We start from the raw sequence: 16,129 nt of genomic DNA on the forward strand, positions 1-16,129 counted from the left end.
AGCGCTTCGATCAGGCCTGCGAACGCTGGCGGGGCCTCTACCGTGCGGCGCTTGCCCAACGCAATACCCAGGACCGCATTATCACCGATCCTTCGCGCAGTCACCAGGATAAGGAGAGTGCCCAGCGCCTGCGCGCCGAGGCCGAGTCACAACTGCTGCTGCTGACCAGTGGCGATCACGATAGCGATGTCAATGTCGAACAGTCCGACTTCTATAGCTATCGCTACTTTGCCAGTGAGGGCTTCTTGCCGGGCTACAACTTCCCGCGCCTGCCGCTCTCGGCCTATATCCCGGCACGCCGTACCAGGCAGCGCGATGAATATCTCTCGCGTCCGCGCTTCCTGGCGATTGCCGAATTCGCGCCGCGGGCGATCATCTATCACGAAGGCTCACGCTATGTCATTCATCGCTCGCTGCTGCCGCGGCAGGCTGATGGCTCGGGCGTCATCACCTCCTCGGCGTACCTCTGCTCCCATTGTGGCTACCTGCATCCGCTGACGGCAGAGCGTAGCCTGGAGGTCTGCGATGCCTGTCAGCGTCCGCTGAGCCGGCGCCTGGACCAGCTCTTCCGCCTGCAGAACGTCTCGACGCGGCGCCGTGACAAAATCACTTCCGACGAAGAGGAGCGTTTGCGCGAGGGCTATGAGATCTACACCGCCCTGCGCTTCTCCGAAAGCCGCGGGCGCTCCTTGCGTGTCGTCGCACGCATAGAGAGCAGGGGCCAGACGCTAGGCTCTCTGATCTACGGGCAGTCGGCAACGCTCTGGCGCATGAACTTCGGGCGGCTGCGACGGCGAAACGAGGCCAGGCGCGGCTTTGTCCTCAACAAGGAGACGGGCGAGTGGGGCAAGGAGGATGCCATTGCCAGTGACCCAACTGATGCCCTGCCGGCTGGCACCATTCGCGTCATTCCCTACGTCGAAGATACGCGCAACTGCCTGCTTTTCAAGCCGGAGCAGGAGCTGGATGTGGCACAGATGGCCTCGCTGCAGTCGGCGCTCAAGAGCGCCATCCAGCTCTGTTACCAGCTTGAAGATAACGAGCTGGCCGCGGAGCCATTGCCACACGCCGATCAGCGTCAGTTACTGCTCTTCTACGAGGCTGCCGAGGGTGGGGCTGGCGTCTTGCGCCAGTTGATCGATGTGCCGGAGGCGCTGGCGCGAGTCGCATGCGAGGCTCTGCGGCTCTGCCACTATGATCCCGAGACCCTGGAGGACCGGCGCCGGGCCTCGCGCGCCCGCGAGGACTGTGAGGCGGCCTGCTACTACTGTCTGATGACCTACGCCAATCAGCGCGACCATCGCTTGCTGGATCGCGCGCGTATCCGTGATCTGCTGGCCGAACTAAGAGAGTGTCGCGTCGTGCTGGCTGAGGAGACGGGTCCCGCGCTCGCTGCGACTGCGGCAGAGGAGGTGTCTGCCACGCTGCTGGATGAGGCCCGCGAGGAGATCGAGCGCGAGTGGTTGCGCTGGCTGCAGGAGCAGGGCTATCGCCTGCCGACCCGCGCCCATTGGCAGCCGCCGTATTGCTCGGCTACCCCTGACTTCCTCTACGATGGGGATGCTGATGCGGCAGCCATCTATGTCGACGGCGACGGGCCTGCCGGCGTTGCCCGCGCCGCCCGCGATGTGGAGAGCAGTGAGGAGCTGTACGATCAGGGCTATCTGGTCCTGCGTTTTGGCCCTCGGGAGCAGTGGGGTGAGCTATGTCGCCGTTATCCACACATTTTCGGGAGGGAGCCATGAATTACGCCGTCGGTTCTCTGGTCAAGGTGCGAGGGCGTGAGTGGGTGGTATTGCCGGAGTCGAGCGCCGATCTGCTGGTCTTGCGTCCCCTCGGCGGGACCGATGAGGAGGTCACAGGGGTCTACCTGCCGCTGGAGCCGGTTGAGCCGGCGCAGTTTGCGCTGCCTGATCCGCGTCAGTGGGGTAACCACCCCTCGTGTGCCTTGCTCCGTGATGCCGTGCGCTTCGGCTTCCGTGCCAGTACGGGGCCTTTCCGCTCGTTTGCCCATCTGGCGTTTGAACCGCGGCCCTATCAGCTCGTACCGCTATTGATGGCCTTGCGCCTCGATCCGGTACGCTTGCTGATCGCTGACGACGTGGGGATTGGCAAGACTATCGAGGCGGGTTTAATCGCGCGCGAGCTGCTGGATCGACGCGAAGTCAGGCGCCTGGCGGTGCTCTGTCCGCCGCATCTGGCCGAGCAGTGGCAGGCTGAGCTGCGCGAGAAGTTTCACATTGAGGCGGAGCTTGTGCTCTCCAGTACGGTGGCTCAGCTAGAGCGCAGGCTGCCTGAGCGGGACCTCTCGCTCTTCGAGTACTATCCCTTCGTCATTGTGTCGCTGGACTTTATCAAGGCGGACCGGAGGCGCGACGAGTTTTTGCGGACCTGCCCCGAGCTGGTGATTGTCGATGAGGCCCATACCTGTGCTTTCCCTGGCCACGAGCGGAGCGGGCGCCATCAGCGCTATCAGCTGGTCGCCGGGCTGGCGGCTGACCCGCGCCGTCACCTGATCCTGGTCACGGCTACGCCCCATAGCGGCAAAGAGGAGGCTTTTCGCTCGCTGTTGGGCTTCCTGAAGGAGGAGTTCAAGGAGCTGCCGCAGGACTTGAGCGGGCGGGAGAACGAGCGTCACCGCATCCGTCTGGCGGCGCATTTTGTGCAGCGACGGCGCGCCGATATCCGCTCCTATTTGGAGCGTGAGACGCCGTTTCCAGAGCGTGATGATCGTCTGGAATCTTATAAGCTTTCCGATAGTTATCGCCGATTGATGCAGAAAGCCCTCAGCTATGCCAGCGAGGTGGTGCGCGATCCCACTGGCGGGCAGACGCGGCGTCGGGTGCGCTGGTGGTCGGCGCTGGCCCTGCTGCGCTCGCTGGCTTCGAGTCCGGCGGCGGCAGCGGCCACGCTGCGGAGCCGCGCCCAGGTGGCTGGAGCCGAGAGCGTAGAGGAGGCCGATCAGATTGGACGCCAGACGGTGTTTGATCTGCTGGACAGCGATGCGACCGAGGGCCTCGATCTGGTCCCGGGCAGCGACTTCGAAGAGGGAGACGAGGAAGGGGCGGACATCAGCGAAGAGCAGCGGGTTCGACGCCGTCTGCTGGCGATGGCGCGCGAGGCCGAGGCTATTACCTCTGAGCAGGATATGAAGCTGCAAAAGGCGATTGAGCTGATCAAGGGGTTGGTGCAGGGAGGCTATCAGCCGATCGTCTTCTGTCGCTTCATCCCGACTGCCGAGTATGTAGCGAAGGCGCTGCGGAAGCGTTTGCCGGAAGAGATTGAGGTCTCGGCCATTACGGGTCTCTTGCCGCCGGCGGAGCGCGAGAACCGGGTCCTGCAGCTGGCTCGGCACGAGCGCCGGGTCCTGGTCTGCACCGATTGTCTGAGCGAGGGTATCAATCTCCAGGAATATTTCAATGCTGTGCTCCATTATGACCTGTCCTGGAATCCGACGCGCCACGAGCAGCGAGAAGGGCGTGTCGATCGCTTTGGGCAGGCCAGCCCACTGGTGAAAGTCATAACGCTCTTTGGGGAAGATAATCAGATCGATGGGGTGGTGCTGCGGGTCTTGCTTGAGAAGCATCGGGAGATTCGCTCGAAGCTGGGAATTTCGGTGCCGGTGCCGCTGGATACCGAGCAGGTGATCGAGGCGATCTTTGAGGGCTTGCTCTTGCATGAGAGCCTGACCGGAGCGCATGCGGGGCAGCTGCTGCTGCCGGGCTTTGAGGACCTGCTGAAGGGGGAGCAGAGGAATCTCTACCGCGAGTGGGAGGCGGCCTCTGATCGAGAGCGCCGCTCGCGCACGCTCTTTGCGCAGCATAGTATCAAAGTGGAGGAGGTCGCTCAGGAGCTGCGCGAGGTGCAGGCGGCCATCGGGTCGAGCGAGGATGTGGAGCGCTTTACGACCGAGGTGCTGCAAGCCTATAAGGCCTCTCTGAAACAGCTTCGCAGCGAGCCAGACGTCTGGGAGGTCGATCTGCGGGAGACGCCTGCACCTTTGCGTGATGCTGTCAATCTGCCGCGCTATGCTGGTCCCAACGGCCAGCATCTGCGGGTGAGCTTCAGACGCCTGGGCCTGCCGCGCACGCTCTATCTGAGTCGTACGCATCCATTCGTTGAGGGGCTGGCGACCTATGTGCTGGATACGGCCCTTGATCCGGTCGATGATGTGAATAATCCTCGCGTTGCTCGACGCTGTGGGGTTTTTCGCACCAGCCATGTCGAGAAGCGCACGACACTGCTGCTGGTGCGTCTGCGCTTTCATCTGCGGACGGCGACGCGCGGCGAGGAGGAGGCGCTGTTAGCGGAGGAGTGTCAGCTTTATGCCTTCCGTGGGGCACCGGCGCAGGCCGACTGGCTTGAAGATGCTGAGGAGATTGAGGCGCTGGCCCAGGCGCCTGCCGAGGCCAATCTGGCGCCGGAGCAGATTACGGATTTTCTGCAGCGAGTCATCGATGGGTATCCACAGCATCTATTGCCGTACCTGGAGGAACAGGCCCGCAGGCGAGCTGAAGCCTTGCGCGAGTCGCATCGGCGCGTGCGTCAGGTGGCGTCGCTGAGCCTGCGGCAGCTGGCGGTCGAGCCGCTGCTGCCGCCGGATGTGCTGGGTATCTATGTCTATCTTCCTTTGCTGGCCCGTTGAGGTAGGAGGCCCGGGCGAGAAAAAAAGAAGACGAACGAGCAAGTTCTTGCTCTGACAGGCGACCATCGATTCTCTCAAGGAAAGGCGGAGGCATCTATGCAGCAACGGCAGGAGATCACTTTCTCGACGATCGAGTCTGAGGGGGCTTTGCTGCCGCCGGATCTTCTGGCGCGCATCGATCAGGGGGATAAGGCGCTGGGTGGGCTGAGTTCTGCTGAGTATCATTGTCCAGGCGAGCAGTTGAACGAGGTGATCAGCGATGCCTGGGCGCGCGTCCGCCGGCGCTGGCTGCGCTTTCAGGAGGCGCTGGTGCGCTATCCGCAGATGGATGAGACGCAGCTGACGCATGAGCATTGGCTCTTGCCGCTTTTCCATGAGTTGGGCTATGGGCGGTTGGTGAAGGCACCTCCGCAGGTGATTGGGGAGAAGAGCTATCCGATCGCTTATTTCTGGGGGCAGGAGCCTGTACAGGTGCCCGTGCCTATTCATCTGGTCGGCTGGCGTACTGATCTTGATCAGACCCAGCGTCTCGCCAGCGGTGGCCGCAGCAGTCCTTTTAGCCTGGTGCAGGAGTGGCTCAATCGTTCGTCTGGCCATTTGTGGGGCATTGTCTCGAATGGGCTGCGCTTGCGGCTGCTGCGTCGCAACGTCAGCCTGACGCGCCAGGCCTATCTGGAGTTCGATCTGGAGGCCATGCTGCGCGGAGAGGTCTACGCCGATTTTGTGCTCTTCTGGCTGCTCTGCCATCAGTCACGCTTTGAATGTGAAGACAAGAATCCCGCTGAGTGCTGGCTGGAGCGCTGGTCACGGCAGGCGCACGAGGAGGGGGTTCGGGCGCTGGAGCATTTGCGCCAGGGGGTGACCACAGCTATCGAGGAATTGGGGCGTGGCTTTCTGGCGCATCCGGCCAATCATGCTTTGCGTGATCGCTTGCGCTCCGGTGAGCTGAGTGCGGATGATTATTATCAGCAGTTGCTGCGTCTGGTCTATCGTTTGATTGTGCTCTTTGTGGCGGAGGATCGCGATGTGCTGCTGCGGCCCGATGCTGATAAGGAGGCGCGGAGGCGCTATGTGAACTATTATTCGACGGCGCGGCTGCGTCGTCTGGCGCGCGCGCGGCTGGGGACGCGCCATAGCGATCTCTATCGGGCGCTGCGTCTGGTGATGGAGCGGCTGGGGAGCGAGCAGGGCTGTCCAGAGCTGGGGCTGCCGGCGCTCAATGGCTTTTTGTTCTCGCGTGAGGCCCTGCCCGATCTGGCTGACTGCGAGCTGACGAATTATGCGCTGCTGGTGGCGGTGCGGGCCTTGGCGACGGTCCAGGATGAGCAGAAGGTCCTGCGTGTCGTCAACTACAGAGACCTGGGGTCCGAGGAGCTGGGCAGCGTCTATGAGTCGCTGTTGGAGATGCATCCTTCCATCAATGTGGAGCAGACGAACTTTACGTTGGAGGTGGTCGCGGGCAGTAAGCGCAAGACGACGGGGACCTACTATACGCCGACCAGCCTGATCGAGTGCCTGCTTGATTCGGCGCTGGAGCCGGTGCTGGAGCGGGCCTGTGCGCAGCCTGATCCTGAGCAGGCTATTCTGAGTCTGAAGGTCTGCGATCCGGCCTGCGGGAGCGGCCATTTTCTGATTGCTGCAGCCCATCGCATAGCGCGCCGGCTGGCGGCGGTGCGCACGGGCAGCGAAGAGCCGGGACTGGAGGCCCGGCGGCGAGCCTTGCGCGATGTGGTGGGGCGCTGCCTCTATGGGGTCGATGTGAATCCGATGGCGGTGGAGTTGTGCAAGGTGAATCTCTGGCTGGAGGCGCTGGAGCCGGGCAAGCCTTTTTCTTTTCTGGATGCGCATATTCAGTGCGGCAATAGCCTGATCGGGGCGACGCCGGCCCTGCTGCGCGAGGGCATTCCCGATAGCGCTTTTGAGAAGGTTGAGGGCGATGACTCCGCGCTGTGTGGGGAGTACAAGAAGCTCAATCGGGCCCAGCGGGCGGGCCAGCTCAGTCTGTTTACGCTGGATGCGCAGCTCTGGCAGGACCAGGGCCGGATTGTGGAGAGTCTGACGCACATGGAGGCGATTGGTGATGATGATGTTGAGCAGTTGCATCGTAAGCAGGAGCGCTATCGTCAGTTGCTGAGATCGCAGGAGTATCAGCGGGCGCGCTGGCTGGCCGATGCCTGGTGCGCGGCCTTTGTCTGGCGCAAGCGGCGGACGGCTGAGCTGCCGTATCCGATTACGGAGGAGGTCCGGCGCAAGTTTGAGGAGGCGCCCGAGCAGGTGCCAGGCTGGATGAAGGCCGAGATTGCGCGCCTGCGCGAGCTGTACGGTTTCTTTCACTGGCACCTGGCTTTTCCAGGGGTCTTCCGTCTGCCGGAGCCGGGCGAGGAGCCGGAGAACCCCGAGACTGGCTGGTCGGGCGGCTTCGATGTGGTGCTGTCTAATCCGCCCTGGGAGCGCATCAAGCTGCAAGAGAAGGAGTGGTTTGCCTCGCGTCGGCCTGACATTGCCAATGCGCCTAATGCGGCGCAGCGGCGGAAGATGATCGCGGCTTTGCAGGACGAGGACCCTGCCTTGTACGCTGCTTTTGAGGAGGAGCTGCAGCGGGCAGCCTACGAGAGCCATTTCGTGCGCAACAGCGGGCGCTTTCCTCTCTGCGGACGGGGCGATATCAATACCTATTCGATCTTTACTGAGACGATGCGCCTGCTGCTCGCCCCGCGCGGGCGCCTGGGCTGCATTGTGCCCTCCGGGATTGCGACGGACGATACGACGAAAGCGTTCTTCCAGGATATCATGAGTGCGCGCTCGCTGCTCAGTCTCCATGATTTTGAGAATGCGGCTGGTATTTTCCCTGGAGTGCATCGGAGCTATAAATTCTGCCTGCTGACGCTGACCGGTTCCGCGGAGCCGGTGTCGCAGGGGGCGACCTTCGCCTTTTTCCTGCGCAAGGTGGAGGAGCTGCAGGAGCCGGAGCGCTGCTTTACTCTTTCCGCCGAAGATGTGGCTCTGATCAATCCCAATACGCGCACCTGCCCCGTCTTTCGCTCGCGCCGCGATCTGCAGTTGACGAAGGCCATCTATGAGCGTGTGCCGGTGCTCGTCAGGGAAGGCTCTGCTGAGGGGAATCCGTGGGGGGTGAAGTTTACTACGATGTTTCATATGGCTAACGACTCGCATCTCTTCCGCACGCGCGAGCAGTTGGAGCGCGAGGGCTGGCGGCTGGAGGGAAACATCTTTCGCAAGGGAGAGGAGACCTATCTGCCGCTGTATGAGGGAAAGATGATCACTCATTTCGATCATCGCTTTGCCAGCTATGCCGGCGAGCAGGCTGCACGCCAGGATAAGCCGCTGGAGTTGAGCGAGGAGCAGCATCACGATCCGTTTGCGCTGCCTTTGCCAAGGTATTGGGTTCATCAGACAGATTTTGCGAGCAAAGTAAAGACCAGCAGAACAGCATTGTTAGCATTTAGAGATGTTGCTAGATCTACGGATATGCGGACAGCTATATTTTCTATGATTCCTTTTGTACCATGTGGGCATAAATTGCCTATTTTCATTGAACCTGTAGACATTCAGTCTCTGGTTTATCTGGCTACTTGCTGTTCCTCAATGCTATTCGACTATGTTACGCGCCAGAAATTGGGAGGAACTAGCCTCGGTTTCTTCATCCTCAAACAGCTTCCTGTCCTGCCGCCGGCGCGCTACCAGCAGCCGTGTCCCTGGGAGAGCGACCGCACGCTCGGCGACTGGATCAGGCCGCGTGCCCTCGAACTCACCTACACCGCCTGGGACCTGGCCGCCTTCGCCCGCGACTGCGGCTACGACGGGCCGCCCTTCCGCTGGGACGAAGAGCGGCGCTTCCTCCTGCGCTGCGAGCTGGACGCCGCCTACTTCCACCTCTACGGCATCGCCCGCGACGACGTCGACTACATCATGGAAACCTTCCCCATCGTCAGGAGCGAAGACCTCAAGCGCTACGACGACTATCGCACCAAGCGGGTCATCCTGGAGATCTACGACGAACTGCAGCGTGCCAGCGCAACGGGCCAGCCCTATCGCACGCGCCTCACACCGCCGCCCGCCGACCCCGCCGTCGCCCATCCGCCGCGGCCCCACCAGTCCTAGTTATCCGCCCATCGGCCAGGCCCCAGCCCGGATCAAAGGGGCCTGGCCCTGGTGGGCCACCACCACCGCTCTCCCTCCTGCCAGCTCTCCTGGTCTCCTCACCCTGGCACGACAGCCACCAGCGGCGGCTCGCCCGCCGCACGCCACGCGCCGCCCGCTGTGCCCTTCCCTGCAGAATCCGCCAATCATTGGCGACGATTATTCTATCACCCTGCCTCAAAGCGTCTCTATAATACCCAGCGGATAGAGAGAAGCAAAGCAAAGACGCACTCCTCACAAGACAAAAACAGAACACTCCGATAGACGAGCGCACAAGCGAAAGGAGAGATACACGTGAAAGCAGCCATCTTCCGTGGCGCTGGCAACGTTGTCGTAGAAGAGCGACCCGATCCAGTCATTCAAGAGCCGACCGACGCCATCGTACGCATCGTCCGGGCCTGCGTCTGCGGCTCCGACCTCTGGTATTATCGCGGCATTTCGCCCCATCCCGAAGGTCCCATCGGCCACGAATTCATCGGCGTCGTCGAAGAAGTCGGCCCTGAAGTCAAGACCATCAAGCGCGGAGACTTCGTCATCGCCCCCTTTGCCATCAGCGATGGAACCTGTCCCCACTGCCGCGCTGGCTTCCACACCGCCTGCATCCGAGGAGGCTTCTTCGGCCAGGGCATTGAAGGAGTCGCCGGACAGGCCGAACGCACCCGCGTCCCCCTGGCCGACGGCACCCTGGTAGCCGTCCCTGGGGCCCCGTTCTCCGATGAAGTCCTGGCCTCGCTCCTGACCCTCTCCGACGTCATGGGCACCGGCTATCACGCCGCCGTCTCTGCCGCAGTCAAGGCGGGCGACACCGTTGCCATCGTCGGCGATGGGGCCGTCGGCCTCTGCGCCGTCCTCGCCGCGCGCCTGCTCGGAGCCGGGCGCATCATCATCCTCAGCCGTCACCCCAGGCGCCAGGAACTGGCCCGCGAATTCGGCGCCACCGACATCGTCGCCGAGCGCGGAGAAGCCGCCGTTCAGGCCATCCTGAAACTGACCGATGGCATCGGTGCTGATGCCGTCCTGGAATGCGTTGGCACCAACGAAGCCAACCAGACCGCCTTTGCCAGCGCGCGCCCCGGCGCCATCGTCGGGCGCGTCGGCGTCCCGCACGAAGTCGAGATCCCAGCCGAAACGACCTTCTACCGCAACATCGGCCTGCGCGGCGGCCCGGCTCCCGTACGGGCCTATCTACCCCAGCTCGTGGAGGCCGTCCTCGCCGGCCAGATCAACCCAGGCCGTGTCTTCGACTTCACCACTGACCTCGACCACGTCGCCGACGCCTACGCCGCTATGGACCAGCGCCGGGCCATCAAATCCCTGCTCATCGTCGGGCAATAGGCCGGGCGTACCCCTGCTCGTACCACTCGTACCAGGGAGCCGCCTCCTGGTCGCCGGTCCAGGTCCACAGGTCACGGCCTCGGGCCCACATGACAGCGCCAACAAGGCCGCTGCCAGCAGAGTGAACCATCTTCGTTTCCCCTGCCAAAAGGAAGGGGCAGCGGTATGACGCGGCTGCCCCCTCCTTCGTCCTGCGGCTAACGACCGACCTGCGGCCAGCCCTCGGCAGGCGCATCGCGATCATAGATCGTAATCGCGTAGCCATCCGGGTCCAGAAACGTAAACTGCCGACCGAAGCGCCCATCCGTAGGAGGGCGCAGAATAGCCACCCCCGCTGCCACCAGCGCATCGTGAACCGCCTGGCTATTAGCCGCCTTGAACCAGATTGCCGGCGTATCGATCGGGCGTGGCAGGGCCTCCCAATTCGTATCCGGCGGCGCCTGAATCAGACCGAAAGGAACAGGATAGGTCAGAAAAGCGAGTCCGCGGGGAAACACTTCAGGATCGCGACGCAACCCCAGAACAGTTTCATAGAACCGCGCCGAAGCCTCCACATCACGGACTTTCAGACCGACAAAAGCAGGGCCTTTCAGATCAAGATTGTTGGCCATCTCTTCTCTCGCTTTCCTCAATAAGTGTGAGCGCACCGGCAGACAAGCGCTGAACCCGTCCGCCTGGCGCTATCCACTGCTGCGTGCCCCTCTTGGCGCCGACCAGCCGCCACGACAGGCAAGAACGACGCCCGCCCAGGCTGGGCAGCATGGGCACCTACCAGTAAGACTGAGGCCAGGCCAAAAACTGTGCGCCCACGTGCCGGCCAAAAAAATATGCGCCGCCACCCCTTGTCACAACAGCAGCAAATAGACAATCGCGCGCCAGTAGCCAGGACAGACCCAATGTGATACAATAAAGACAACCGTTTCTTGCTCATCCCGAGCGAGCACCCAGACTGGGCAGTTGCCTGGTATTCGTGCATATGAGGAGCAGCCATGACGACGCACAAGCATGCGAGAGCGCACGCCCAGCGCACGCCCGGTGGTACCGAGCCATTTCCCGTTTCCCCGGCAACCGACGCAGACCTGGCCTCTGACGGTAGTCCCCTCCTCGAAGCCTACCGTCAAGAACTGCTCATCTACTGCTACCGCCTGCTCGGATCGCTCCATGACGCCGAAGACCAGGTTCAAGAGACGCTCCTGCGCGCCTGGCGCCACCTTCAGGGCCTCAAAGACCCAGCCTCCATGCGTCCCTGGCTCTACAAAATCGCCACCAACGTCTGCCTTGACGCCCTCAAGAAACGTCCGACCCGCACTCTCCCACTGGCTGCCTTTCCCCCCGCTGATCCGGAGCACCCCATAGCACCCCCACTTACCGAAGCAACCTGGCTGGAACCATTCCCCGATCACTGGCTCAGCGAAGCCACTGAAAACCCTGAAGCTCGCTACACGCGCACAGAAAGCATCTCGCTCGCCTTCCTCACCGCTCTGCAATTACTGCCTCCTCGGCAGCGGGCTGTCTTGATCCTCGCCGACGTCCTGGACTGGCGCGCCAAAGAGATCGCCCACCTGCTCGACAGCTCCATCGGCTCCATCAACAGCCTCCTACACCGTGCGCGCCTCACCCTTGAGCAACGCAATCGTGGACAGGAACCTGAGACCGCCCGCCAGCAGCCAGCGGACGAAGAGACGCGCCGTCTGCTCGCGCGCTACATGTATGCCTGGGAGCATGACGACATAGAAGGACTCATTGCGCTGCTTAAAGAAGAAGCTACCCTCTCCATGCCCCCTTACGCCGCCTGGTATCAGGGGCTGGCCGCCATCCGGGCCATCCTGGCCACCTGCCCTTTCCAGTCTGGGAGGCCCCAGCAGTGGCGTCTCTTGCCAACCGCGGCCAACGGGCAGCCCGCCTTTGCGGTCTATCGTCACAATGCCGCCCGAGATGCCTACATGGCCTATGGCATCCAGATGGTCAGCCTGGAGAAAAGCGCCGCCACAGCCGCCAGAGTCATCACCAGCATCATCATGTTCCACGATGCCGCACTTGTCGCCCGCTTTGGGCTGCCGGAACAGCTCCCTATCTCTTCGGAGCGGTACCACCCGGCAGGCAGCGCATTCGTAGCGCCACCGCCAACGTAGACATTGGGCTACGCCGGCATCGTCGTCACCGACCCCGTGGGAGCGTGCCCCACCTGATACGGCATCGTTCACAATAATGTCACGCCGTTCATCTTCGCGGCCCTGGCCCTGGAAATCTTCACCCTCTTTGAGCAGCTCAACGCCGCTGGCAAAACCATCATCTGTCTCACCCATGATCGTGGCCTGGCCGCCCATGCCAGCCCAGGACCGGCCTGTCTGAGAAGGGAGCAAGACAGGCTGAGGTCAACCACCAGAAAAGCCATCCAGGATCTGCTTCGGCGCAGACTACGCACAGCCCTGACCATCCTGGAGATTGCCATTGGCGTCATAGGATTCGCCGCCGTCATGCTGGCTGCAATCGCCTGGCTGCTGGCCCTGGTGCTGGGCCTCCCAGCGGGCTACAGTTTTCCCCTGCGCCTGAGAGAAGCTTTTGCTTGTCACTACACTTCATAATCAACTTGCTTATCATGCTGGCCATGCTGGCTCTTGATCCTGCTGCTAGCCAGCCTCGGCCCGGTCTGAAGCGCTGCCTGCCTCAGTGCAGTGCAGACACAAGGCACAATCGGCCAGCACCCCAGTAGGAGACCGCTCGCTGGCCGCAGGGCAAGCTAATCGACCATCCGTAGCTTGCAAGGGGTGGGATCGATGGCCACCAGGAAAGGCTGTATCATCCCATCCAGAGCAACAATCGCCTGACCTGGGGCCAGATTGGGTAGCCGCGTCCAGAGTCCCTCATCGATGCCGCCGATGCTCCGCTTCAGACGGCTGATCACGTTGGCATCGGTGATCTTATGGAGAACCACATTGTTAATGAGACCCAACACCTCGTCGGGCAGATGCTGCGGTAGCTGAGTCACAAAGACCAATCCCAGCCAGCGCTTACGCCCCCGCCGGGCCATGCGAGCCACCTGCTCGAACAGGGTTGGCATCTGGCGCACACGCTCCGCCGACAGGAACTCGTGCGCTTCTTCGATGATCACCATGACAGGGACCAATCCCTTGCCCTCTTTGACGGCCTGCGTCTGATCGGCTCCTGACGACGGTGTCGCCTGCCGCTCTGGCTGTCGCTCGAGCTGGGCATAGCGCTCATCCTGATGGCGATGCACTCCGCGTAGCAGCTCGGCGATCACCAGATTATTGATCTGTGGCGAGTCGGTATCGCTGAGGTCAATAATCGCAACCTGTCCTTGGTGCAGCATCTGGTCATACCGCAGCGGCTGGGCCTTGCGATTATCGAAAATGCGCAGATTCAGCAAGCGCCTGAGCTTCCCCTGCAGGGCTCGCCAGCTCGAGGGCGCTCCTGGCAGTCCCTTGGCTGCAGACTTAATCTTCTGAATGACGGTCTGGGAGGCTCCTTTCAAGTCTGGGCTACTGAACTCGATGTTTCCCTCGACCTTCTCGACGAGGGAAGTGCAGGCGCGGACCACATCATAGATGTGCTCCAGGCGCATGCCTCGATATCCCTCCTCTAGCTCATCCAGCTCCAACAGCCAGCTGGCATCTTCTCCAGCTCTCGGCGAGATTTTTAATTCATGCAAAATTTGCTTAGTAATATCGTAGGCACGTAGATAGCGCTCTTGCTGGGCCTCTGTCATCTCCAGCAGCTCGCACACAAGATACGGGGAGAGCTGCTCAAACAGGAGACAGAAGGGCTGGACGGTGGCCTGCTTCGGCTGCGGATTGGCGGTGCGGCGTCCTACCAGATGATAGATAGTGACCTGCCCCACGCCAGCAGGCTGCTTTCGGCGCCGCTCCAGAGCGGCGAGCATCGTTGCATCGTCCGTCGGTTCGTCAATAGTGGTATATTCTCCTTCGGTATCGATGAGTATCGTGGCGAAGCCCTGGCACTGGAGCTGACTCACCAGTCCGGAAACGGTCGTTGACTTGCCGCCGCCAGTTGTCCCGAGGATGCCGACATGGCGACACCAGAGCGACTTGCGCCTGGCGGGGACGCGCACGACCAGCTCCTCATGGCCAATGGCCAGGCCCAGCTCGATTTCTCCGTCCAATTTGAGCACACGGGCCATTTCTTCGCTGGTGAGCACGTAGACGGGGCTCTTGGGCAATGGGCGGAAGCGCTGCGGAACCAGCTGGCCGCCTTTGCCTCCTAGCTCCTCGCCCAGGAGCTGGACCTGGACGCGCCCGTGATAGTCTGGCAGGAAAACAGTGCCGTAGACGGAAGTCGTGACCACGATTGGCGAGTCGCCGCGGATGCCATCCGGTTCGGCAAATGGCCCGCGGACGACGATCCCCAGGTAGGAGCGCCCGTCAGTGCTCTCGATGCGGACCGGTGCCTGCGCAGGCACTTTCCCGATATTGGCCTGCGGGAGGACAACAGTCACGGTATTATCTTCGCTGGCCGGGGTGTCGAACAGGGTTTGACCCACATAGCCAGGGCCGTAATCTCGCTCCTGCCATTCACCGCCGGCGTGCTCTGCATCCTCTGCGAGGCGCGCGAAGACCTCGCGAGGGAAGGGCTTGATAGTCTCTTCTCCTCCTCCTCTCCCGTCTTCCTTCTCCTCAATCCGCTTCGCGGCGCCCTCTGCTGGTGCGCCGTTGCGATGACGCTGCGTCTGCGCGGGTTTTGCCGGGGGCAGCTCCTCAAAGGGCCAGAGGGAATTGTTGGAATCATCGTGCTGCTTCTTCATTGTGCGGCCTGCTACTTTCTGGCGCGTGTCCGGCGCTCACTCACAAAGCGGAATGGTTCACCTGCATGGACGTAGGCCGTGTGAATGGCATCTTCAAAGATGTCGTTGCCGAAGACCACGCGGCAGATGGCGTCTGCCAGATCGATGAGCAAGGGAAAGCCCCGGTGCTTGTGCAAGACACTATCTGCCAGAGCGATCAGCGCGGCCTCAAAGATATGGTCGATGTGACTATAGAAGATGTAAGGCTGGGCATAGGCCGAAGCGCGGTAGACACCCATCACCACCTGCGAGCCGACTTCGTGGCTGAAGTGCTCTGCCTGCTGTTTGAATTGAGCGGGATAGTGTCCCCTGGTGGCGATCTCAAGCAGCTGGTCCTCGATGGTCTCCAGAACGAGAAACTCCAGGGGCTCAAGGGCCTGGCCGATGGTCAGCCAATGGCGCCGCTGAGTGTCGCTCTGGACAAAGACCACCTTGCGATGACCAAGGAGCAGCTCCTCCAGCATGGCCAGGCTGCGCGTGAACAACTCCATGCTGCCCGAGCCAGTAAGCAGCTCATAGGGGACGGGAGGGCCGTGGCCCAGGCGCCAGGGCGCCTGAGCCTTCCAGGTGAGCACCGCCCGTTCAGCATAGCTCATGATGCCGCGGCGGGCCAGCATGCTCAAGCGGCTCTGTTCCTCGACCTCGATACTGCCGCGCTGGCTACGCTTTTCCAGCAGCGCCAGCAGATCCTCCAGTGGCTTACCGGTCGTCGCTCGCAGGTCGCGGCGAAAGAGACGCTGCGACCAGGACCCCTGGTCACCCTGATAGGAGACCAGGCAGACCCCTAACTGCGTGATCGTGATGGGCAGGCTATCGTAGCGCTGGCTCGTGCCATCACAGGCCTCGACCGCTCCGTTAAAGAGCAGGGCGCGGTGAGCGTAACGCAGGTCATCAAGCGAGACCCGATAGCACCCGGCGCCCCGCGCAGCGCCAGGGCGCCTGGCAAGGCGCGGAAAGACCTCGCGGCGAATTGGTTCGCGCTGAGCCCGCTCAAAGACCGCCGCCTCCCTGATTTCGGCCTCTAGTTTGCGATAGAGAGCCTCTAGATCACTACCTCCCTGCCACCTCTCAATGTCCAGCGTTTCCTCAAGCGACTCCCCATATGCCTCCTTATAGGTACGGGCATCCACCAGCGATGGCTCATCTTCTGGAGGCATCTCATCCACTCC

General features: G+C 62.1%; 9 protein-coding genes. 5 read left to right on the forward strand and 4 right to left on the reverse strand.

Features of this window, described 5'->3' with window-relative positions; genetic code table 11:
- The 4 genes from BGC09_RS12485 to BGC09_RS12500 all read left to right on the forward strand — a co-directional run.
- Positions 1–1,745, forward strand: a 1,745-nt coding sequence (locus BGC09_RS12485) for a DUF1998 domain-containing protein (protein WP_141727769.1), incomplete at its 5' end; no start/stop codon positions are given.
- Positions 1,706–4,645: a DUF8741 domain-containing protein gene (locus tag BGC09_RS12490; RefSeq protein WP_069804327.1), complete on the forward strand. Its 2,940-nt coding sequence runs from the start codon at positions 1,706–1,708 to the stop codon at positions 4,643–4,645. The genes BGC09_RS12485 and BGC09_RS12490, both read left to right, overlap by 40 nt.
- A 96-nt stretch (positions 4,646–4,741) precedes the next feature.
- Complete coding sequence (locus tag BGC09_RS12495; protein WP_069804328.1) at positions 4,742–8,767, forward strand: Eco57I restriction-modification methylase domain-containing protein; 4,026 nt, start codon at positions 4,742–4,744, stop codon at positions 8,765–8,767.
- A 333-nt stretch (positions 8,768–9,100) separates the two neighbouring features.
- A complete protein-coding gene (locus BGC09_RS12500; RefSeq protein WP_069804329.1) occupies positions 9,101–10,141 on the forward strand; it encodes a zinc-dependent alcohol dehydrogenase family protein in 1,041 nt (346 codons plus the stop codon).
- Here the strand turns inward: BGC09_RS12500 and BGC09_RS22900 are convergent.
- Positions 10,125–10,271: a hypothetical protein gene (locus BGC09_RS22900; protein ID WP_176728915.1), complete on the reverse strand. Its 147-nt coding sequence runs from the start codon at positions 10,269–10,271 to the stop codon at positions 10,125–10,127. The genes BGC09_RS12500 and BGC09_RS22900 overlap by 17 nt on opposite strands.
- Positions 10,272–10,338: 67 nt before the next feature.
- Positions 10,339–10,752: a VOC family protein gene (locus tag BGC09_RS12505; RefSeq protein WP_069804330.1), complete on the reverse strand. Its 414-nt coding sequence runs from the start codon at positions 10,750–10,752 to the stop codon at positions 10,339–10,341.
- A gap of 378 nt (positions 10,753–11,130) precedes the next feature.
- Here BGC09_RS12505 and BGC09_RS12510 point away from each other — a divergent pair, with 378 nt between their 5' ends.
- Positions 11,131–12,273, forward strand: coding sequence for an RNA polymerase subunit sigma-70 (locus BGC09_RS12510; RefSeq protein WP_084658631.1), 1,143 nt, complete (start codon positions 11,131–11,133; stop codon positions 12,271–12,273).
- A 608-nt stretch (positions 12,274–12,881) separates the two neighbouring features.
- Here the strand turns inward: BGC09_RS12510 and BGC09_RS12520 are convergent.
- Positions 12,882–14,921: an ATP-binding protein gene (locus tag BGC09_RS12520; protein WP_084658634.1), complete on the reverse strand. Its 2,040-nt coding sequence runs from the start codon at positions 14,919–14,921 to the stop codon at positions 12,882–12,884.
- 11 nt (positions 14,922–14,932) lie between these two features.
- Positions 14,933–16,117, reverse strand: coding sequence for a hypothetical protein (locus tag BGC09_RS12525; protein ID WP_069804332.1), 1,185 nt, complete (start codon positions 16,115–16,117; stop codon positions 14,933–14,935).
- Positions 16,118–16,129 lie beyond the last annotated feature (12 nt).

Origin of the sequence: Thermogemmatispora onikobensis (assembly GCF_001748285.1) — a bacterium.
GTDB classification, from domain to species: Bacteria; Chloroflexota; Ktedonobacteria; order Ktedonobacterales; family Ktedonobacteraceae; genus Thermogemmatispora; species Thermogemmatispora onikobensis.

What these genes read in the sequence shown, in the direction of transcription:
- BGC09_RS12525 (WP_069804332.1), bottom strand. Translation starts at nt 16,117, where the DNA reads ATGCCTCCAGAAGATGAGCCATCGCTGGTGGATGCCCGTACCTATAAG.
- BGC09_RS12495 (WP_069804328.1), top strand. Translation starts at nt 4,742, where the DNA reads ATGCAGCAACGGCAGGAGATCACTTTCTCGACGATCGAGTCTGAGGGG.
- BGC09_RS12505 (WP_069804330.1), bottom strand. Translation starts at nt 10,752, where the DNA reads ATGGCCAACAATCTTGATCTGAAAGGCCCTGCTTTTGTCGGTCTGAAA.
- BGC09_RS12490 (WP_069804327.1), top strand. Translation starts at nt 1,706, where the DNA reads ATGTCGCCGTTATCCACACATTTTCGGGAGGGAGCCATGAATTACGCC.
- BGC09_RS12520 (WP_084658634.1), bottom strand. Translation starts at nt 14,921, where the DNA reads ATGAAGAAGCAGCACGATGATTCCAACAATTCCCTCTGGCCCTTTGAG.
- BGC09_RS12510 (WP_084658631.1), top strand. Translation starts at nt 11,131, where the DNA reads ATGACGACGCACAAGCATGCGAGAGCGCACGCCCAGCGCACGCCCGGT.
- BGC09_RS22900 (WP_176728915.1), bottom strand. Translation starts at nt 10,271, where the DNA reads ATGGTTCACTCTGCTGGCAGCGGCCTTGTTGGCGCTGTCATGTGGGCC.